Annotated in this window: 21 protein-coding genes; 19 read left to right on the forward strand and 2 right to left on the reverse strand. The window is 32.8% G+C overall.

From position 1 onward, the window contains the following. The first annotated feature begins 19 nt into the window (after window positions 1–19). The 5 genes from DK508_RS08645 to DK508_RS08665 all read left to right on the forward strand — a co-directional run bounded on the left by DK508_RS08645 (window position 20) and on the right by DK508_RS08665 (window position 4,966). Window positions 20–355: a PadR family transcriptional regulator gene (locus DK508_RS08645; protein WP_109300345.1), complete on the forward strand. Its 336-nt coding sequence runs from the start codon at window positions 20–22 to the stop codon at window positions 353–355. 1 nt (window position 356) lies between these two features. Further along, on the forward strand, window positions 357–2,105 hold the full coding sequence (locus tag DK508_RS08650) for a PspC domain-containing protein (protein ID WP_109300346.1): 1,749 nt from the start codon (window positions 357–359) through the stop codon (window positions 2,103–2,105). Window positions 2,106–2,172: 67 nt separating this feature from the next. Then, the gene (locus tag DK508_RS08655; protein WP_109300347.1) at window positions 2,173–2,892 is read left to right on the forward strand and encodes a head GIN domain-containing protein; all 720 of its coding nucleotides are present in this window, start codon (window positions 2,173–2,175) and stop codon (window positions 2,890–2,892) included. 221 nt (window positions 2,893–3,113) lie between these two features. Further along, window positions 3,114–3,899, forward strand: coding sequence for a DUF4440 domain-containing protein (locus DK508_RS08660; protein ID WP_109300348.1), 786 nt, complete (start codon window positions 3,114–3,116; stop codon window positions 3,897–3,899). Window positions 3,900–4,105: 206 nt separating this feature from the next. Beyond that, on the forward strand, window positions 4,106–4,966 hold the full coding sequence (locus DK508_RS08665; RefSeq protein WP_109300349.1) for a GIN domain-containing protein: 861 nt from the start codon (window positions 4,106–4,108) through the stop codon (window positions 4,964–4,966). Window positions 4,967–5,041: 75 nt separating this feature from the next. Here the strand turns inward: DK508_RS08665 and trxB are convergent, their stop codons facing one another. Further along, the gene (trxB, locus tag DK508_RS08670; protein WP_109300350.1) at window positions 5,042–6,010 is read right to left on the reverse strand and encodes a thioredoxin-disulfide reductase; all 969 of its coding nucleotides are present in this window, start codon (window positions 6,008–6,010) and stop codon (window positions 5,042–5,044) included. 284 nt (window positions 6,011–6,294) lie between these two features. On the opposite strand from trxB, the gene DK508_RS08675 reads away from it, so the two are divergent. The 3 genes from DK508_RS08675 to DK508_RS08685 are packed head-to-tail and all read left to right on the forward strand — an operon-like array spanning window position 6,295 to window position 7,840. Then, window positions 6,295–6,918: a trimeric intracellular cation channel family protein gene (locus tag DK508_RS08675; protein WP_109300351.1), complete on the forward strand. Its 624-nt coding sequence runs from the start codon at window positions 6,295–6,297 to the stop codon at window positions 6,916–6,918. 50 nt (window positions 6,919–6,968) lie between these two features. After that, the gene (locus DK508_RS08680) at window positions 6,969–7,427 is read left to right on the forward strand and encodes a PaaI family thioesterase (protein ID WP_109300352.1); all 459 of its coding nucleotides are present in this window, start codon (window positions 6,969–6,971) and stop codon (window positions 7,425–7,427) included. A gap of 2 nt (window positions 7,428–7,429) precedes the next feature. Then, window positions 7,430–7,840 carry a hypothetical protein gene (locus DK508_RS08685; protein WP_109300353.1) on the forward strand — a complete coding sequence of 137 codons (411 nt, stop codon included), beginning with the start codon at window positions 7,430–7,432 and terminating at the stop codon, window positions 7,838–7,840. A 78-nt stretch (window positions 7,841–7,918) separates the two neighbouring features. Here DK508_RS08685 and DK508_RS08690 read toward each other — a convergent pair whose 3' ends face one another. Beyond that, window positions 7,919–8,440: a fasciclin domain-containing protein gene (locus DK508_RS08690; RefSeq protein WP_109300354.1), complete on the reverse strand. Its 522-nt coding sequence runs from the start codon at window positions 8,438–8,440 to the stop codon at window positions 7,919–7,921. 122 nt (window positions 8,441–8,562) lie between these two features. Between DK508_RS08690 and DK508_RS08695 the strand changes: the two genes are divergently transcribed. The 11 genes from DK508_RS08695 to DK508_RS08745 all read left to right on the forward strand — a co-directional run bounded on the left by DK508_RS08695 (window position 8,563) and on the right by DK508_RS08745 (window position 18,046). After that, window positions 8,563–9,117, forward strand: coding sequence for an RNA polymerase sigma factor (locus tag DK508_RS08695; RefSeq protein WP_109300355.1), 555 nt, complete (start codon window positions 8,563–8,565; stop codon window positions 9,115–9,117). Then, window positions 9,090–9,893 carry an anti-sigma factor domain-containing protein gene (locus tag DK508_RS08700; protein WP_160114620.1) on the forward strand — a complete coding sequence of 268 codons (804 nt, stop codon included), beginning with the start codon at window positions 9,090–9,092 and terminating at the stop codon, window positions 9,891–9,893. Before DK508_RS08695 ends, DK508_RS08700 begins: the two co-directional genes overlap by 28 nt. A gap of 11 nt (window positions 9,894–9,904) precedes the next feature. Further along, on the forward strand, window positions 9,905–10,270 hold the full coding sequence (locus tag DK508_RS08705) for a glyoxalase/bleomycin resistance/extradiol dioxygenase family protein (RefSeq protein ID WP_109300357.1): 366 nt from the start codon (window positions 9,905–9,907) through the stop codon (window positions 10,268–10,270). Between the two features lie 18 nt (window positions 10,271–10,288). Then, window positions 10,289–10,810, forward strand: coding sequence for a hypothetical protein (locus tag DK508_RS08710; RefSeq protein ID WP_109300358.1), 522 nt, complete (start codon window positions 10,289–10,291; stop codon window positions 10,808–10,810). Window positions 10,811–10,823: 13 nt separating this feature from the next. Continuing rightward, window positions 10,824–11,276 carry a GNAT family N-acetyltransferase gene (locus tag DK508_RS08715; protein WP_109300359.1) on the forward strand — a complete coding sequence of 151 codons (453 nt, stop codon included), beginning with the start codon at window positions 10,824–10,826 and terminating at the stop codon, window positions 11,274–11,276. Between the two features lie 78 nt (window positions 11,277–11,354). Next, window positions 11,355–12,287, forward strand: coding sequence for a PD40 domain-containing protein (locus DK508_RS08720; protein ID WP_109300360.1), 933 nt, complete (start codon window positions 11,355–11,357; stop codon window positions 12,285–12,287). A 144-nt stretch (window positions 12,288–12,431) separates the two neighbouring features. Then, entirely contained in the window at window positions 12,432–12,764 is a 333-nt protein-coding gene (locus tag DK508_RS08725; RefSeq protein WP_160114621.1) for a hypothetical protein, read from the forward strand. 159 nt (window positions 12,765–12,923) lie between these two features. Beyond that, window positions 12,924–15,077, forward strand: coding sequence for a TonB-dependent receptor domain-containing protein (locus tag DK508_RS08730; RefSeq protein WP_109300362.1), 2,154 nt, complete (start codon window positions 12,924–12,926; stop codon window positions 15,075–15,077). 49 nt (window positions 15,078–15,126) lie between these two features. Beyond that, on the forward strand, window positions 15,127–16,386 hold the full coding sequence (locus DK508_RS08735) for a PepSY domain-containing protein (RefSeq protein ID WP_109300363.1): 1,260 nt from the start codon (window positions 15,127–15,129) through the stop codon (window positions 16,384–16,386). 17 nt (window positions 16,387–16,403) lie between these two features. Continuing rightward, on the forward strand, window positions 16,404–17,144 hold the full coding sequence (locus tag DK508_RS08740) for a PepSY domain-containing protein (protein WP_109300364.1): 741 nt from the start codon (window positions 16,404–16,406) through the stop codon (window positions 17,142–17,144). Further along, window positions 17,141–18,046, forward strand: coding sequence for a DJ-1/PfpI family protein (locus DK508_RS08745; protein ID WP_109300365.1), 906 nt, complete (start codon window positions 17,141–17,143; stop codon window positions 18,044–18,046). The genes DK508_RS08740 and DK508_RS08745 overlap by 4 nt, the downstream gene beginning before the upstream one ends. Window positions 18,047–18,106 lie beyond the last annotated feature (60 nt).

Raw genomic sequence — 18,106 nt, forward strand, 5'->3', positions numbered from 1 at the left:
ACATTTAAAAATTAGTTTTATGAAGATCGAAAACACAAAAGCGCAGATGCGCAAAGGTGTTCTAGAATATTGCATACTTTCTATCCTAAAGGACGACGATGCTTATGTAGCTGAAATTTTAGAAACCCTTAAAGATGCAAAGATGCTTGTGGTAGAAGGTACTATATATCCATTACTTACTAGATTAAAAAATGCTGGATTATTAAGTTACCGTTGGGAAGAATCTACGTCTGGACCGCCGCGCAAATATTATGGACTCACAGAAACGGGAAAGCTGTTTCTAAAAGAATTAAATGGTACTTGGGATGAATTACGGAATGCTGTAAATCTGGTAACCAAACAAAAAAAGAAGTAAAATGAATAAGACAATCAATATAAATTTAGCAGGTATATTTTTTCATATAGATGAAGACGCCTATCTGAAGTTGCAACGATATCTTGACGCTATAAGACGTTCCTTTACGGATTCACAGGGTAGAGATGAGATCATCGCAGATATCGAAGCGCGTATAGCCGAATTGTTTAGTGAAAAAATAAAAGATGAAAGACAGGTCATCGGAAACAAAGAGGTTGACGAAGTTATAACGGTAATGGGACAACCTGAAGATTACCGATTAGACGAAGAAATATTTGAAGATGAGCCCAAAACTACTTATGAAAAAACAAAAAAATCTAAACAATTATTTAGAGATACCACAAACTCTTATGTTGGTGGAGTAAGTTCAGGGTTAGGGCATTATTTGAGTATTGAACCTATGTGGATTAGACTAGCATGGATATTATTTACCATATTCTCTAGTGGAGCCTTTATACTAATTTACGTGGCGTTTTGGATTTTTGTTCCAGAAGCAAAAACCACTTCAGATTTTTTGGCCATGAAGGGTGAAGCCGTTAATATTAGTAACATAGAGAAAAAAATCAAAGAAGGGCTTGATGATGTAACGGATACCGTGAAAAATGTAGATTATCAAAAGTATAGCAGCAAAGTAAAAAGTAGTTCAACAACCTTTTTTGATGCTCTAGGCGATGTGTTGTTATTTTTACTTAAGATTTTCGTGAAATTTATAGGAGTTATTTTTATCATCACGGCCGGTATTACTTTAATTAGTCTATTTGTTGGGCTATTCACATTAGGAACTTTTGGATTTATGGATACACCGTGGGTAGAATATTTTGAGGTAGGAAACCATCCAGATGCTCCACTTTGGTTGATGTCTTTACTTACATTTTTTGCTGTAGGAATCCCGTTTTTCTTCCTTTTCATACTTGGATTAAAAATTCTAATTAGTAATCTAAAATCAATAGGAACACCCGCAAAACTAGGACTATTAGGCATATGGATATTATCATTAATAGGATTGGGAATCTTAGGTATACGACAAGCTACTCTTGAAGCATATGACGCCGAGGTTATTTCTCAAGTACAACCATTACAGATAAATGGTAAGGATACACTTACTATAAAAATGCAGGGTAACAGTAGATATATCAATCATCTTCAACATAGACATGATTTTAAAATCAAAAGGGATAATCAAGGTAATAAGGTAATCGTTGTTCAAGATATTGAGGTGTATATAAAACCTTCAACCAAAGATTCTATTGCCAGTATTGTAATTGAGAAAAAAGCAGAGGGTAGATCATATGAAGAAGCATCAAAACGTGCCGAAGAACTTAAGTATTCTTATGAAGTCGAGGGTAATACGCTGTTTTTAAATGGATATGCAATTACAGATTACACTAATAAATATCGAGATCAAGAGGTAAAAGTTATTTTAACGTTACCTGAAGGAACTACTGTATTTGCTGATGACAATACCTCTGGATACAATAACACCTGGAAATTTGATGATTACATCACCATTGAAGGACAAGAAGAAGAGTATTTAAAAATTGTTAACGGAAAATTCGACTGTGATGATTGCCCTGATAAAGATGAATGGGAATACAAAGATTCTGACGATGATGAAGGTGTAAAAATCAACATAAACTCTGATGACAATGATTTTAACCTAAAAATCGATGAAGATGGCGTACAACTCAATAACGAGCCTGTAAAGGTTAAAATAGACGAGGACGGAATAGAAATTAAAACCGATAATTAAACTGATTATAAATCAGAACATCAATTAAAAAACGAACAATCAAATCAACACATTAAAACGTAAAGTTATGACTACACTAGCCAAAATTTTAATAACCCTTTGCCTATCCATAGCATGTTGCTCTTGCAATATTAATATTAACGGAGTTAAAGGTCAAGGAGAAGTAATCAAAAAAGAAAGAACTATTAACGCAGACTTTGATGCGGTTAAAGCTAGCAGAGGGTTAGATGTCATCCTAGTAGATAGTAAGGATGGAAAAATTATTGTAGAAGCTAATGAAAACTTACATGAACATATAGAAATATATGTGGAAGGAAATACCTTATATGTAACTTCAGACGAGAATATTTACTTTGCTGATGAAAAAAATGTTTATGTTTCATATGACGAGCTTAATAAAATACATGTAAATAGTGGAGCCAGCGTATCTTCAGAACAAGAAGTAAATCAAAAAGCTATTGCACTTACGGCGACCAGCGGAGCCGATTTAAGGCTGAAAATAAAAGCGCAAACCGTGAATTCATCTGTATCAAGTGGAGCCTTAATGGATCTTGAAGGAAATGTAGAAAATCATATTGCAAGTGCTTCGAGTGGAGCAAATATACGTGCCGAAGACCTTTTAAGTCTTGTAACAGAAGCTAAAGCAAGTAGCGGTGCTAACGTACGAGTACATGCAAAAAATGAATTTACAGGAAAAGCCACTAGCGGTGGAAATGTAATTTATTATGGTAAACCTGAAAGAGTATCTGAGGTAGACAACTCTGGAGGTAATGTAAGAAGACATTAAATCCCTAACCGCCTAACCAACCAATTAACCAATCAAATTAGTACTGCCCGAAAAACACCCATTGTTGTTTAGTATAAGTTATTATACATTATCTTTTTCGGGCAGTTTTTTAAATTCATCAAAGGATATTCTTAAATCTACTCATCACAGATATTTGAAGAGAAATCCCCAGTACAATCATTCATCAATTCACCTATATAAATAGGTCAAAAAGCGTCATCATGATATTTAAAAAAATGCTGCCTTTATTGGCAATAGTTTTACTATCTATTCATAGTATAACATCCCAAACCAACGATAATAGCAATCAAACTAATCATCTTAATACAACAATTCTACAATTAGATACTCAATTTTGGGAATCGTATAACTCCTGTAACACTGAAGTATTTAAAACTTTTTTTGTGGATGATTTTGAGTTTTATCATGATAAAGGAGGATTAACCAAAGGGCTTTCTAAAATGATGCAACTTGTCGAAAATGGTCTTTGTGGGAACAAAAATGTAAGAGTACGGCGAGAAGAAGTAAAAGAAAGTGTACACGTATACCCCCTAAATAATTATGGAGCTATCATTGCCGGTAAACATCTATTTTATGTAACAGAAAATGGAGGAAAAGAAAGATTAACCGAGGTTGCTAAATTTACTCATGTATGGCAACATAGCAATGATCAATGGAAAATGACTCGAGTTTTAAGTTTTGACCATCAACCCGCTCCACAAAACACTGATAAAATAACAGTGACTTTACCCAATAAGACATTGTTACAATATGCTGGAACATATCAAGCTCCTAATACAGGAACCGTTACTGTTTCTGTAAAAAACAATCTTTTAGAAATAAATGCTGATAAAATGCAAGCAATTATTTACCCTCAAAATGAAACCCTATTTTTCCATAAACAAAGTCCATTAACCTTTGAGTTTATTACAAATAAAGATAATCAGGTTATTAAGTTTATAGTTCGAGAGAACGGAACTATAGTAGAAGAAGCTAAAAAGAAATAGTACGATTCTATCCTACCCCTATTTGCTTAATCTACATTCTAAATGCTATTTAAAAACAGATCTCTTTATGGGGTCTGTTTTTTTGCGAATACAAAATGTAATTTTCTTTCTAAAAAAGAGTCATTTATATTTGTAACAAGTATTCGACAATGCGTATACTTAAAAACTAAAAAAACTGTTATTTACAGTATAAAATTTCACACAAAATGAGGATATCACTGCTAATATTATGTTCACTTCTAATACTAGGAAGCGCATATGGTCAAAGAGAAAAAGTTAAGGGAAATAAAATTGTTAGTACCGAAGAATATAACATAGAAAGTTTTCATACCATCGAAATATACGAGGGTTTTGAAGTCACACTAGATGAAAGTAGTGATAGCCAAGTAAAAATTGAAGCAGATAGTAATATACAACGTGCGATACAAGTAGAGGTCATCGATAGTGTTCTTACAATTAAATCTGATAAAGATATTCGTCGTGCAAAAGCTTTAAATATGGATATCCTATATGGATCTGAACTAAAAAAAATCATTTTATACGATAAAGTAAATGCTAAATCATTATCCTCAATAAATTCACCTCAACTTTCAATAGAAGTTAATGACTATGCACAAATATTTTTATCTTCAGATGCAGGAAAATTGAACTGTATAACTAATGGGAAATCTACTGCAGAAATCCATGCCACCGCTACTGAAGTAGTGTATCAAATAAATGAAAACTCAGAATTAAAAGGAATTTTAACAGCTGATAATCTAAAAGTTGATTTATATCAAAAAGCATCTGCTAAACTAGAAGGTGAAGTGAAATCAATGTTGGTAAGAGCAGATAACACTTCAGATTTTTTTGGTGAAAAATTAAATGCTATAAAAACTTCTTTAATTGCCGAAGGCGCCAGTGACTGCTATGTATTAACCAGTGAAGAAATTAATATCGAAGCCAAGGATAAGTCAGAAATTTTCCTTTTGGGGGAACCAAAAGTTACAATTCAAACATTTGCCAACGAAGCTACTTTATTCAAAAAAAATATAGATTACGTACCCAGTAAACTTAGATTGAATTAGATCAAAAGAAAAAGGTATTCTAATGTTATAATATACACTAGAATACCTTTTCTTATTATTATAAATTAGGTACTACTATGCCGAAACACTTTCATTTGTTTCAATAGTTGCTAGATATCGTTCTGCATCTAATGCAGCCATACATCCAGTTCCTGCAGCAGTAACAGCTTGTCTATATTCTTTATCCTGAACATCTCCTGAAGCAAAAACTCCTGGAATATTGGTTCTTGTAGATTTACCTTCAGTAATTAGGTATCCTGTATCATCCATATCCAACTGTCCTTTAAAGATATCGGTGTTAGGTTTATGACCAATCGCAATAAATAATCCGGTGATTTCGATTTCACTCTTATCTTTTGTTTGATTATTTACCATACGTAATCCTTCTACAACTTGATCACCCAAAACTTCATCAACTTCTGTATTGTACAATACTTTAAGGTTAGGCGTATTATTTACTCTGTGTTGCATTGCCTTTGATGCTCTCATATAATCCTTACGCACCAACATGGTAACGCTAGAGCATATATTAGACAAATATGTAGCTTCTTCGGCAGCAGTATCTCCTGCTCCAACTATAGCAACGTCCTGACCTTTATAGAAAAACCCATCACAAACAGCACAAGCAGAAACTCCTCCTCCTCGCAGCTTTTGTTCACTAGGTAATCCTAAATATTTGGCAGTTGCACCGGTAGAAATAATAACACTTTCTGCTTCTATTTCTGTAGTATTGTCAACAGTAACTTTATGTATACCTCCTGCTTCTTTACTAAAATTAACAGATGTTACCATTCCGATACGTACCTCTGTACCAAAACGTTCTGCTTGCTGTTGTAATTGAACCATCATCGTTGGACCATCAATACCCTCTGGGTATCCAGGAAAATTATCAACCTCGGTAGTGGTAGTTAATTGACCTCCCGGTTCCATTCCCGTATACATTATTGGTTTTAGATCTGCTCTAGCCGCATATATTGCTGCGGTATACCCTGCAGGTCCAGAACCTATTATAAGACATTTTATTCTTTCTATTGTATCAGACATAATCAGTATGTTTTATCTGATGTAAAAGTAGCAATTTGCTCATAAACCTTACATTAAAGTTATTAAGAATTGTTATTCGTCTATAGACATCTTAAATAATTATTAAATCTAGACAGATTCTTTGGCGACAGCTATATAGTTGTTAACAAATCGCCTTGTTCCAGAAATCTTAAAAATGGAAGCTGGTACAATATATATGGAAGTAAAAGGAAAAAACACAAAATATAAATGGAAAGATTATAATCCCAATTAGATATCCTAAATTTATTCCCAAATTAAACGTCATGACATTTTTTGACATTCTGGATATTTTAGGTACTATAGCTTTTGCAATATCAGGTGCATTAAGCGCTATGAATCGCAAGTTAGACCTATTTGGTATTTTTATTATCGCTTTTGTCACTGCAATTGGAGGAGGAACTGTAAGAGATATACTTATTGGTAACACTCCTGTCTCCTGGATGCAAAACACCCTAAATATATATCTTATTGGTGGGGCAACTACATTTTCTATCATTTTTAGAAATAAATTAAATTATCTTAAAACATCTCTTTTTCTGTTTGACACCATAGGTTTAGGTATTTTTACTATCATAGGTGTAGAAGCGGGTATACAAGCAAACTTACAACCAATTGTTTCTGTAGCTTTGGGTGCTATGACAGGTTGTTTTGGTGGTGTGATAAGAGACATACTATGTAACGAAATTCCTGTTATTTTTAGAAAAGAGATTTATGCAACCGCTTCAATAGCCGGTGGTATATGTTTTATGATAATGCATTCATTAAGTATTCATCAAAACATAACCTATATCGGTACTACTTTATTTATTATATTAATACGATTATTAGTAGTTAAATATCAAATTACACTACCTATGTTTTATATTAAAAGTAAAACATCATCATAAAAGAATGTGTTTCTTTAATACTTTCATTATGGTTTTATAATTTTAAGGATATGAAATTTGTACCAAAACATACAAACTATATTCAAAAAGTACGAGAAAGCTTTGAGCGACAAGAATTCATGAAATTAATTGGTGCAACACTAATTGATGTGCAACCAGGGTATTGTGAGATACAAATACCTTATCAAGAAAGCTTAACGCAGCAACATGGTTTTTTTCATGCCGGAGTTATCAGTACAATAGCAGATAATACCGCAGGATATGCTGGGTTTTCTTTAATGGAAGAAAGTTCATCTGTTTTAACTGTTGAATTTAAAATAAATCTCATGGCACCAGCAAATGGCGAATTATTAATAGGAAAATCAAACGTTATAAAACATGGTAGAACATTGACTATTTGTAAATCTGATATTTTTATCGTTAACAATGGAAAAGAAAAACTTTGTGCTGTTTCGCAATTAACTTTAATTGAATTAAAAAATAGTTCAGATAAAAAACAACATCAGTAATCATGGAAAAACATCATGAATTATCAGATTATGAATTTGAAACACAATTTAAAAAAGGTAGTTTATCTCCTTCTTTATTTAGCCATGAAGCACATTTACGCCTAGCATGGATATATTTAAAAAAATATGACCAAACCAAAGCTTGCGACGCAATCTCTTCTCAAATTTTAAATTTTGCAACCGTAAATGGGGATCCAGATAAATTCAATAAAACTGTAACGGTTGCCGCTATAAAAATTGTTTATAATTTTCTCCAAAAGTCAAAGTCTTCTACTTTTCAGGATTTTATAGAAGAATTCCCAAAGTTAAAATTCAATTTCAAAGAGTTAATAAGCTGCCACTACGGATTTGATATTTTTTCATCTACAATAGGAAAACAAAAATTTGTAGAACCTGATTTACTACCTTTTTAAGTACATTTATAGTGATAAGATAACCAAAAAAGCACCACATTTCAGTGGTGCTTTTCTCATCTATATTAACGTATTGCCTTATTTAGGCATCACTACATCACTAATCACATGGATCACTCCATTTTTAGCCATAACATCAGTTTTTACAATCTGACTGTATTTTCCGTTTTGATCTTTCAACCAAATTTTACCATCCTTTTGGATTACTTCTAGCTTTGCTCCGTTAAGTGTGGTAACCACAGTTTTTCCTTTGCCTTTCTTCAAAGCATTTACTACATCGCCGGCTGCAAGTTTACCACTTATCACATGGTATGTAAGAATTGCTGTCAACGCCTTCTTATTAGCTGGTTCTAACAAAGATGTAAGAGTTTTTGAATCAATTTTACCAAAAGCATCATTAGTGGGTGCAAATACTGTAAAGGGTCCATTTCCTTTTAAAGCTCCCACCAAGTCTGCAGCTTTTAATGCAGTGACTAGTGTTGAAAAATCATCTACAGAAACTGCAACATCAACAATATCTTTGTTGTTTTTTTGAGCAGATACTGATTGTGCGATGAAGAATAAAACAAGAGTTGAGATAATAAAAATTAATTTTTTCATGATTTCTATTTTAATAATTAAACATTTTTTTGCGCGCTTTGTATTATCATATACACATGTTTAATTGGTTTGGATGAGGTTGGATTATTTTTTTCTTAAATTTGAATAACCTTACCCATAAAATGCAAGACGATTTAGAGCTTATTAAACGACTACAAAATCAAGATAACACTGCGTTGTCCTTGATTTACGATAAGTATGCTGCTGCTTTGTATGGGGTTATTTTACGTATTTGTAAAAATGAAGCTAAGGCTCAAGATGTACTGCAAGAAACATTTATTAAAATTTGGCAAAAATCAAATTCATATGATCCAAAAAAAGGTAAGTTCTTTACTTGGTCCTATAGGATTGCCAAAAATCTTGCATTAAATTCTATGCGTAGTCCATCTAAGCTCATCCAAAATGAAGATTTGAGTGTATATAAAAATGAAAGCACAGAAGAACCTACAATAGATCTATTACAGTTAAACGGTTCTTTAAAGCAACTAGAACCTCATCATCAAAAGGCATTAGAGCTGGTTTATTTTAATGGATTAACACATCGAGAAGCACATAAAGAAATGGATGTGCCTCTAGGCACATTTAAATCTTATATCAAGCAGGCTTTAAAAAAATTAAGAGCGGCTTACCAGAAAGAACTTTTTATATTGTGGATAATTATAGAAACGATGATATGATGGATAGGAATTCTATAAAAGATACGGGAATACTAGAACAGTATTTATTAGGCGAACTTTCAAAAGAGCAACAATTAGAAGTTGAAAATATTTTGAAAGAAGATACTGAATTGCGCGAATATTTTAATAAAATAGAAAGTGATTTTCAGAACATGGCTTTTGAAAATGCCATCACTCCTCCCCCACATATAAAAAACGTTATTCTTGATACTGTCCAAAGTCAATCTGTAACCAAATCAATTTCGTTGCAGGCTAAAAAACAATCTACAATTTATCTTGCTGTTGCAGCAAGTTTCGCTATTTTATTTATGATAAGTAGCGGTTGGTTATATACGCAATGGCAGCAATCCAAAAATGAAATACAATTAGTACAAAACGAGACTAGTAATTTAAAGGATCGAATTGTTGCTTTAGAACAAAATTTGAATGAAACCAATAAATGGTATCAGGCGATCAATAATCCGAATACATTACAATTGGTACTTAAAGGTAACCAAGCATCCCCAGCTTCTAGTGCCATCACTTATGTAAATCATAAAGAAAAAACGGTATTACTTAATCCACAAGGACTTGCAATATTAGATAACGAACATACTTATCAAATGTGGGCAGATGTAGAAGGGGAAATGATCGACATGGGAGTTATATCTACCGGTAAAGAAATGATCGCTATGAAATACATTGACCATGCCGAATCTATAAATATTACTATAGAGCCTTCTGGCGGAAACGACCATCCTACGGTAGAACGATTGATTGCCAATGTACTTCTTTAAAAACAAATATTATGGCTATTTCATTACCAATAATTGTTCCTGTACTGCCCTCTGCAGATATACAAAGAGATATAGCTTGGTATAAAGAAAAAACAGGTTTCGATTTTGTATTTGGAGATAAAATGTACTCTGGACTACAAAGAGATAATTTAGAAATTCATTTGCAATGGCACGCAGATACTAAAGAAGATCCTTTATTAGGAGGGTCTGTAATCAAAATTTTTGTTGAAAATGTACAAAAACTGTTCGATGAATTTGTTCAACGAGGTACGGTACCTGAAAATAAATTAAGACGTAATACTCCATGGAGCACACATGAATTTGGTTTTTATGATCTTAATATGAATGCCATTTTTTTTGTTGAAGACGTAAAGTAACATCTAAAAGTATATATCATGAGAATAATTGTAATTACCCTCTTTCTTTTTATAAATACTTTTTTACAAGCACAAGAAAGTAATGCCGCATATATGACCAAAGTACAATCTCTTGATAGTACTCTCGAAACACTATACGCTGTTATTTCTGGAGAAAAAGGAGAAAAAAGAGATTGGCAATTATTCAAATTTCTTTTTAAACCAGAAGCTAAACTTATTCCTTCGGGGAAAGACAAAGAAGGAGTTTTTAAAGTACGTTATTTATCTCCAGACGATTATATCAATACATCAGGAGAATGGTTAGTAAAAAATGGTTTTTTCGAAAAAGAGATACATCGAGTCGTTCACTCATTTAGCAATATTTCTCATGTTTTTAGTACCTATGAATCTTTTAAAAGTAAAGCCAATAAAGAACCTTTTATGCGCGGGATTAATAGTATTCAATTACTCAATGATGGTAAAAGATGGTGGATTGTAAATATATACTGGAGTCAGGAGTCTAAACAAAATCCAATTCCCAAAGAATATCTTCCTAATTAATGATTATGGTTTTATGATATTTAGAAAAGCAATATTAAAAGATCTTCCCTTGATCGTACAAATGATTGCCGATGATGATCTAGGTAAAACAAGAGAACGTTATCAGGATCCTTTACCAAAAGTGTACATCGAAGCATTTAATAACATACTTGAAGATACAAATCAAGAATTAATCGTGTTGGAAGATGATAATCTAGAAATCTTGGGCACTTTACAATTGTCTTTTATTCAATACCTTACTTATAAAGGAGGCATCCGTGCCCAAATCGAAGCAGTTAGAATTCGGAAAGATCAAAGAGGAAAAGGTATAGGCGAAAAAATGTTCAAATGGGCAATATCACGCGCGCAACAAAGAGACGCTCATTTGCTTCAACTCACCACAGATAAAAAACGTCTAGAAGCCATACGCTTTTATGAAAAACTTGGTTTTAAATCATCTCATGAAGGAATGAAACTCCATTTTTGATTTTAATTTTATCAAAACCTTAATATTTGGTTTGGCTAATAATATCTATATTCTCCATTATATCAATCAAAATCAATTATGAAAAGAATATCGATACTTCTATTTTTTGTAATAGCCACATCCGCATATAGTCAAGAAAAATCTAAAGTTCAGCCTGTATTGCCAGAAATTATTTCGCAATTGCCAACTGTTCGAGATTTTACAATCTCACCAGATCAGAATGAAATATATTTTACAGCTCAAGGGTATCTGGGAGAGCTCTCTACCATAATAAAAGTGACTAAAGAAAATGACACCTGGTCAAAACCTGAAGTTGCGCCTTTTTCTGGACAATACACGGATCTAGAAGCAATGTTTGCTCCTGATGGACTAAAACTTTTTTTTGTATCCAACAGACCTATTGATAATTCTGTATCTGAAACCAAGGATCAAGACATTTGGTATATTGAAAGATCATCGGTTTCTAATGCTTGGTCAGAACCAAAAAATATTGGAAGCCCCATAAATACTTCTGGAGATGAATTCTATCCATCTATCGCTTCTAATGGGAATTTATATTTTACTAGTACTGCTGATAGCTCTAAAGGGAAAGATGATATTTTTATGAGTACATGGGAAAACGGAAAATATAACCTTCCTATTTCATTAAGTGAAGCTGTGAATTCTCCTGGGTATGAGTATAATTCTTATGTGGCTCCTGATGAATCTTTTTTAATTTTTGGAGGATACCAGCGAAAAGATGGATTAGGTAGTGGAGATCTATACATTTCGTACCGAGATAATGAAGGCAATTGGGGTGTTGCAAAAAATCTGTCCAAAGAAATTAATTCTAAAAAAATGGATTACTGCCCTTTTTATGATAATAAAACACAAACTCTTTATTTTACCAGTAAAAGAAGTGCCATCAAACAGGATGTTACACAGCCAAAAAACCTTAAGCAACTACTGCAACTAATGAATACATACGAAAATGGTTTAAGTAGAATATATAGTACATCTGTTAAATTATAACATCATGCTTATTTAACAACAACTTATCTCATTTATATAATCAAATAAGTATACTTATTTGTATTTTTGCATGAAATTCAGCACGTATTAATGAGGGGTTTTTTCTCGATATTATTAATTTTAACTTTCACCATTAGACCAATTATGGAGGTTAGTACAGTAATGTACTATCAACTTAATATTGATTATATTGTAGATAAATATTGTGTTAATAAAGAACGACCCAGACTTAATTGTAACGGGAAATGTTATTTAATGACTCAAATGAAAGCCAAAACACAGCCTTCAAAAGAAAAGTCCGAATCCATTGTTAGTACTGAAGCTTTTATTCCTCTTTTCTTCCAAGAGAATTCAATTCGAATAAAAAATACACATCCTTTTATTCTAGAACAAACGCAAAATTGGAAATTAAAGAGTGTACATTCAAAATCAATTCCCAACGATATTGATCACCCGCCAGATAATTTCTTTTCTTAAACAAATACTATTTCGATATCAATAAAGAATAGATTACTATATACCTATTCTGCACCTTGGTATTTTAAAAAATCGAATCTTTTAAAAATAGAAAGATGACATCCCTTATGGCTTACACCATAATATTACAGGGATCATCATTGCAATTCATTATATACAATGAAAAAATATATCTATGCCCTAATAACAGTAGTGGCAACACAAATAACTTATGCACAAGTATCATCTCAAGAAAAACGTAAAGATAGTATTGACACTACTGAAATTCTCGAAGAAGTCTTGATTACTTCGGCGAGTAGAGAAATACAAAGACGTTCTGATGTACCAGGCTCTATAGCAACTATAAACACAAAAACTATTGAAGAAACCAAAGCTTTTGGTATTGATCAATTGGTTAATCAAGTACCGGGAGTATTCATGTCTACATCTAGAGTCGCCAGCAATGAACAACATTTTATGGCAGTGCGTTCCCCCATCTCAACCAAAGCATTGTTTTTATATCTCGAAGATGGATTACAGATTAGACCCACTTCGGTTTTTAATCATAATGCCTTATTAGAAATGAATGACGTCTCTTATAGGCGCATTGAAGTATTAAAAGGTCCTGCATCAAGCATTTATGGTAGCGAGGCGATTGGAGGGAGTTTTAATTTTATTACTAAAAATCCATCAGATAAATTAAGTGGTAGTGTAGGTTTTCAAACCAATGATTTGGGGCTTTCTCGTTACGAATTTGAAATTTCGGACAGTGTAAATAAAAACTTAGGTTTTTATCTGGGAGGTTTTCATGGAAAAAGACAGGATGGTCCTATAGAACATAGTGATTATGAAAAAACAGCTATTACCTTCAAAACTGTTTTTGATATCAGCGATACTACAAATTGGACCACAGTATTCGATCTTATAGATTATAGATCTGATATGACAGGGTCCTTAAGCGAAGCCGATTTTAATAGTAGGGATTTTGAGAGTGATCAAACGTTTACAGAACGAGAAGCTATCGCATTTAGAGTAAGAGCCACAGTAAGTACTTTTTGGAATGATTACAATAAAACTTCTTTTAATCTTATTGTGAGAGATAATCGAATGGATCAAAATCCATCATATAGAGTTCGTCAATTTAGAAATCAAGGGCAGTTAACTGGTTTTGGCTCTGGAGAGATAAATTCTAATCAATTCAAAAGTTATGTTGGATTAATGCAACACAAATTAGATTTCAATTTTGCGAATTCTTCCTTGATTATTGGTGCTACCTTCGATTATTCTCCTCAAGAATATGTGGCTGAAACAACAGATATATTTGTTGACCCCGAAACGGGTAGAAATACTGGTTTCACAATAAATTCTGGAGATTTTATTTTAAATTATGACGCCAACATCTTTAATTATGCTGGTTTTTTTCAATATGAAATATCGCCAATTAATGCTTTTAAAATAACAGCGGCATTGCGCTATGATGGTTTTGAGTATGACTATGATAACCTGACCGATGGAATCGTAGGTGTTGATGATGCTGTAGATACTTTTAATAACCTAACTCCCAAATTGGGTGTAAACTACAACTTTGATACTAGATCTGGAATTTATGCAAATTATTCACAAGGTTTTACCCCTCCACAAGTTTCTACATTATACCGTAATAGAAATGAATTAAAAGGAATAAAACCTAGTCGTTTTAATAATTATGAAATAGGTGGATATTTTTCATCATCACCAAAAATTAAGTTCGATGCAGCCATTTATCTCTTGGAAGGAGAAAACACATTAATCACGTTACGTGATCAAGACGATAATTTTTTTAATACCAATGCCGGTAAAACCAGATCATATGGTTTAGAGTATGGTATCACATGGACGCCCATAAAAGAAATATCCTTAACTCATAATGGCAGTTATGCACATCATAGATATGTGGATTTCTTTGATCAAGGTATTGATTATTCGGATACAGATAGAGAAACAGCTCCCAACCTATTAGGTACTTCATTAATAACATATAGAAAAGCTATCAATCAATATTTAGGGTTTAGTGTTACTGCAGAGCACGAATTGGTAGGTGAGTATAACACGAGTTTTGAAGGACAAGTGGAGAACGAAGATGGCACTTTTGATACTGCAACATATGATGGACATCATGTTTTTAATCTAAGAGCCACTGCAAGTTATAAGGGTTTTGAAGTATGGACTCATGCTCTAAATATTTTTGATGAATTATATGCTGCACGAGCCTCATTTAATCGTTTCAGAGGAGAAAATAGTTTTACCATCGGTAATCCAATAGCATTTCATTTCGGAGCTAGATATAATTTTTAAACATATTATCTGCGGGGTTAATTAGCCTGGCAGATTTAAATAATACCCTATGAAAAAAAATGAAAAATTAAATAAATGGCTCTGGAAATGGCATTTCATTGCGGGATTGATTTCACTTCCTTTTATTATTATTCTTTCGATAACCGGAGGGATATATCTTTTTAAAACTGATTATGAAACACCTAGACAAAAACACATCAAAGAAGTAACAGTTCAAGGTGATCCAATATCTCTAGAGAAGCAATGGCAAATTGCCAACCATAACACGACTAAAAAACTAAATTCAATAACTATACCTACTCATCTTAATCAAGCTACCGAGTTTATTTCTGGTCGTTTTGGAGGAAAAAGCAGTCTATTTATAAACCCATATTCGGGTACTGTTTCTGGACAAATCATCGGTAAAGAAACCGACATGTTCAAAATAAGAAAACTACATGGAGAATTATTAATGGGTAAATTTGGTACTAAAATCGTAGAACTTATCGCCAGCTGGATGGTAGTACTAATTCTATCCGGATTATATATTTGGTGGCCTTCTCGTAAATGGGATCTAAAAGGTTTTTTTATTCCTAGAATACATCAAGGAAAAAGAACATTGTTTCGAGATATACACGCCATAGCTGGGTTCTGGATATCTGGATTGCTTATTCTAATTTTAGCAGGAGGATTTCCTTGGACAGATGTTTTTGGAGATAATTTTAAAAAAGTTCAGCAAATTACAAATACAGGATACCCAACCTCATGGGAAGGACGACAACTACAATCCAGTCAAAACAAAGAACGATTAACTCTAGATGACATGGTAACAAAAGCTAATGCACTTCATCTACCAGGGGTCGTAACGCTTCATTTTCCAAAAGGTCCGAAAGGTGTTTTTAGTGTTTCTAATCAAAATCCATCAGATATTAAATCACAAAAAAAAATACATTTTGATCAATACTCTGGAAAACAAATTTTATCCAATGATTGGCAAGATGTAGGTGTATTAATGAGAGGTAGAATATGGGTTATGGCTTTTCATCAAGGAGAATTTGGGTTTTGGAATTGGGTGTTAATGTTATGTACTGCGGTTGCACTAACTTTAATGAGTATTTCTGCCCTTATTTCGTATGTATTACGAAAACGTAAAGGGACATGGGGGGTTCCAAAAGTACCAGAAGCTTTCAAAATTGGATATGGCGTAATGATTATTGTTGTAATCTTAGCATTAGTCTTTCCTTTATTTGGAATTAGTTTACTGATATTGTTAGCAATAGAATATATCAAAAAATTAAATAAACAGAGAAAAACATCACTCTCTATTTAATATAAATCAGGTCGTATATGAAAAAAAGTAAAATCGTAAGACTAACCCGAAAATGGCACCGATATCTTGGTGTGGTTTTAGGAATTCAATTCTTATTATGGACTATTGGAGGGTTATATTTTAGCTGGACTAATATTGATGAGATCAGGGGTGATAACTTAAAAAAGGAATCACCTAGAATTCCTAATCGGCTTTCGTATGTATCTCCTAAAACATTTTTAGATGAACAAATCCATCAAAATGATAGTGTAATTTCTCTAGAACTCACGACCATTTTAGAGCACCCCATTTATCGTGTACAATACAAATCTTCAGGAAAAAAGAAAGTAGTATTGATCGATGCCTTAAGCGGAAAGCGAAGAAAGTCACTTACTAGGGATGAAGCCACAAAAGTAGCGCAACAAAAATTAAATACTAAAGCAAAAATTACTCAGGTAGAACACATAACTGATACTGGTGGTCATCATGAGTATCGTAAAAGACCACTTCCCGCATATGCTATCACTTTTGATAAACCTGTTAACACTACAGTATATGTTTCACAGGATTACGGAAACGTGCAAACATTTAGAAATAATCAGTGGCGAGTATTTGATTTTTTATGGATGCTACATACAATGGATTATCAGGAACGGGATAATTTCAATAATCTATTGCTTAGAGCTTTTTCATTCTTTGGGATATTTACGATTCTTTCAGGTTTTACTTTGTATTTACTAACATCAAAAACATTAAATCAGAAAAAAAGAAAATCATGAAACAAATAACGTACATATTGCTTTTTGCTACTTTGTTACTGAGTTGCAAAAATCATGAAACAGATCTTTACAAAATTACGAAAACATCTATTTCAAAAAGTGAGACTCAAAATAATCAAACAGCTCTCAGAAATAAAGATCGTAATTTAAAAAAAGATGGAACACCCTATTCTAGTGAAGAACTAAGCAAGATATCTCATAAAGAATTAATGGCTACCATATATGAATCACCTAATGATACTATAAAAACCATCGGGATCTTATTATATGATGGATATTTTATGCTTGATGCCATGGGACCCTTATCAGTACTCAATCATATGTATCCTACGAAGAAAATATTGATCGGAAGAAAAAAAGGGATTATAACCAGTAGTGATAATGTAAAAATTGAAGTAGACTACAGCATTGAAGATATTGAGCAATTAGATATGTTATTGATACCAGGAGGTGTTGTGGAAACTTATAACGCTACCAAAGATGAAGTACTTATTAATTGGGTTAAAAAAATTGATGAAAACAGCAAATATACCGTAAGTGTTTGCACTGGAGCATGGATCCTTGGCGCTGCAGGTTTGTTAGAAGGTAAACAGGCCACCACTAACTGGTATAAAGCCGAACAAAAACTAAAGCAATATGGGGCTAAATATGTAAAAAAGAGATACACCAATGATGGCAAATACTGGACAAGCGCTGGTGTTTCTGCTGGAATCGATATGAGTCTTGCTTTAGTTGATAAAATTCATGGCCGTAACTATGCCCAATTTACAGCCCTAAATTTGGAATATGACCCAAAACCACCATTTACTGGCGGGCATCCAGACAAAACAGATCGTGTTGTGACTTTTATGACAGAAAAAATGTACGATAAAATGTTGGCTACAATACCCAAGAAAAACTAAATCTTAGAATCATCATGGATATTATAATTTATATTCTAATAGGAGCAATAGTCTTCTGTA

The organism is Aquimarina sp. AU474 (genome assembly GCF_900312815.1).
GTDB lineage: Bacteria > Bacteroidota > Bacteroidia > Flavobacteriales > Flavobacteriaceae > Aquimarina.

Excerpts from the sequence above, each read along its gene's own strand:
- DK508_RS08645 (WP_109300345.1), top strand. The coding sequence starts at position 20 with ATGAAGATCGAAAACACAAAAGCGCAGATGCGCAAAGGTGTTCTAGAA.
- DK508_RS08650 (WP_109300346.1), top strand. The coding sequence starts at position 357 with ATGAATAAGACAATCAATATAAATTTAGCAGGTATATTTTTTCATATA.
- DK508_RS08655 (WP_109300347.1), top strand. The coding sequence starts at position 2,173 with ATGACTACACTAGCCAAAATTTTAATAACCCTTTGCCTATCCATAGCA.
- DK508_RS08660 (WP_109300348.1), top strand. The coding sequence starts at position 3,114 with ATGATATTTAAAAAAATGCTGCCTTTATTGGCAATAGTTTTACTATCT.
- DK508_RS08665 (WP_109300349.1), top strand. The coding sequence starts at position 4,106 with ATGAGGATATCACTGCTAATATTATGTTCACTTCTAATACTAGGAAGC.
- trxB (WP_109300350.1), bottom strand. The coding sequence starts at position 6,010 with ATGTCTGATACAATAGAAAGAATAAAATGTCTTATAATAGGTTCTGGA.
- DK508_RS08675 (WP_109300351.1), top strand. The coding sequence starts at position 6,295 with ATGACATTTTTTGACATTCTGGATATTTTAGGTACTATAGCTTTTGCA.
- DK508_RS08680 (WP_109300352.1), top strand. The coding sequence starts at position 6,969 with ATGAAATTTGTACCAAAACATACAAACTATATTCAAAAAGTACGAGAA.
- DK508_RS08685 (WP_109300353.1), top strand. The coding sequence starts at position 7,430 with ATGGAAAAACATCATGAATTATCAGATTATGAATTTGAAACACAATTT.
- DK508_RS08690 (WP_109300354.1), bottom strand. The coding sequence starts at position 8,440 with ATGAAAAAATTAATTTTTATTATCTCAACTCTTGTTTTATTCTTCATC.
- DK508_RS08695 (WP_109300355.1), top strand. The coding sequence starts at position 8,563 with ATGCAAGACGATTTAGAGCTTATTAAACGACTACAAAATCAAGATAAC.
- DK508_RS08705 (WP_109300357.1), top strand. The coding sequence starts at position 9,905 with ATGGCTATTTCATTACCAATAATTGTTCCTGTACTGCCCTCTGCAGAT.
- DK508_RS08710 (WP_109300358.1), top strand. The coding sequence starts at position 10,289 with ATGAGAATAATTGTAATTACCCTCTTTCTTTTTATAAATACTTTTTTA.
- DK508_RS08715 (WP_109300359.1), top strand. The coding sequence starts at position 10,824 with ATGATATTTAGAAAAGCAATATTAAAAGATCTTCCCTTGATCGTACAA.
- DK508_RS08720 (WP_109300360.1), top strand. The coding sequence starts at position 11,355 with ATGAAAAGAATATCGATACTTCTATTTTTTGTAATAGCCACATCCGCA.
- DK508_RS08725 (WP_160114621.1), top strand. The coding sequence starts at position 12,432 with ATGGAGGTTAGTACAGTAATGTACTATCAACTTAATATTGATTATATT.
- DK508_RS08730 (WP_109300362.1), top strand. The coding sequence starts at position 12,924 with ATGAAAAAATATATCTATGCCCTAATAACAGTAGTGGCAACACAAATA.
- DK508_RS08735 (WP_109300363.1), top strand. The coding sequence starts at position 15,127 with ATGAAAAAAAATGAAAAATTAAATAAATGGCTCTGGAAATGGCATTTC.
- DK508_RS08740 (WP_109300364.1), top strand. The coding sequence starts at position 16,404 with ATGAAAAAAAGTAAAATCGTAAGACTAACCCGAAAATGGCACCGATAT.
- DK508_RS08745 (WP_109300365.1), top strand. The coding sequence starts at position 17,141 with ATGAAACAAATAACGTACATATTGCTTTTTGCTACTTTGTTACTGAGT.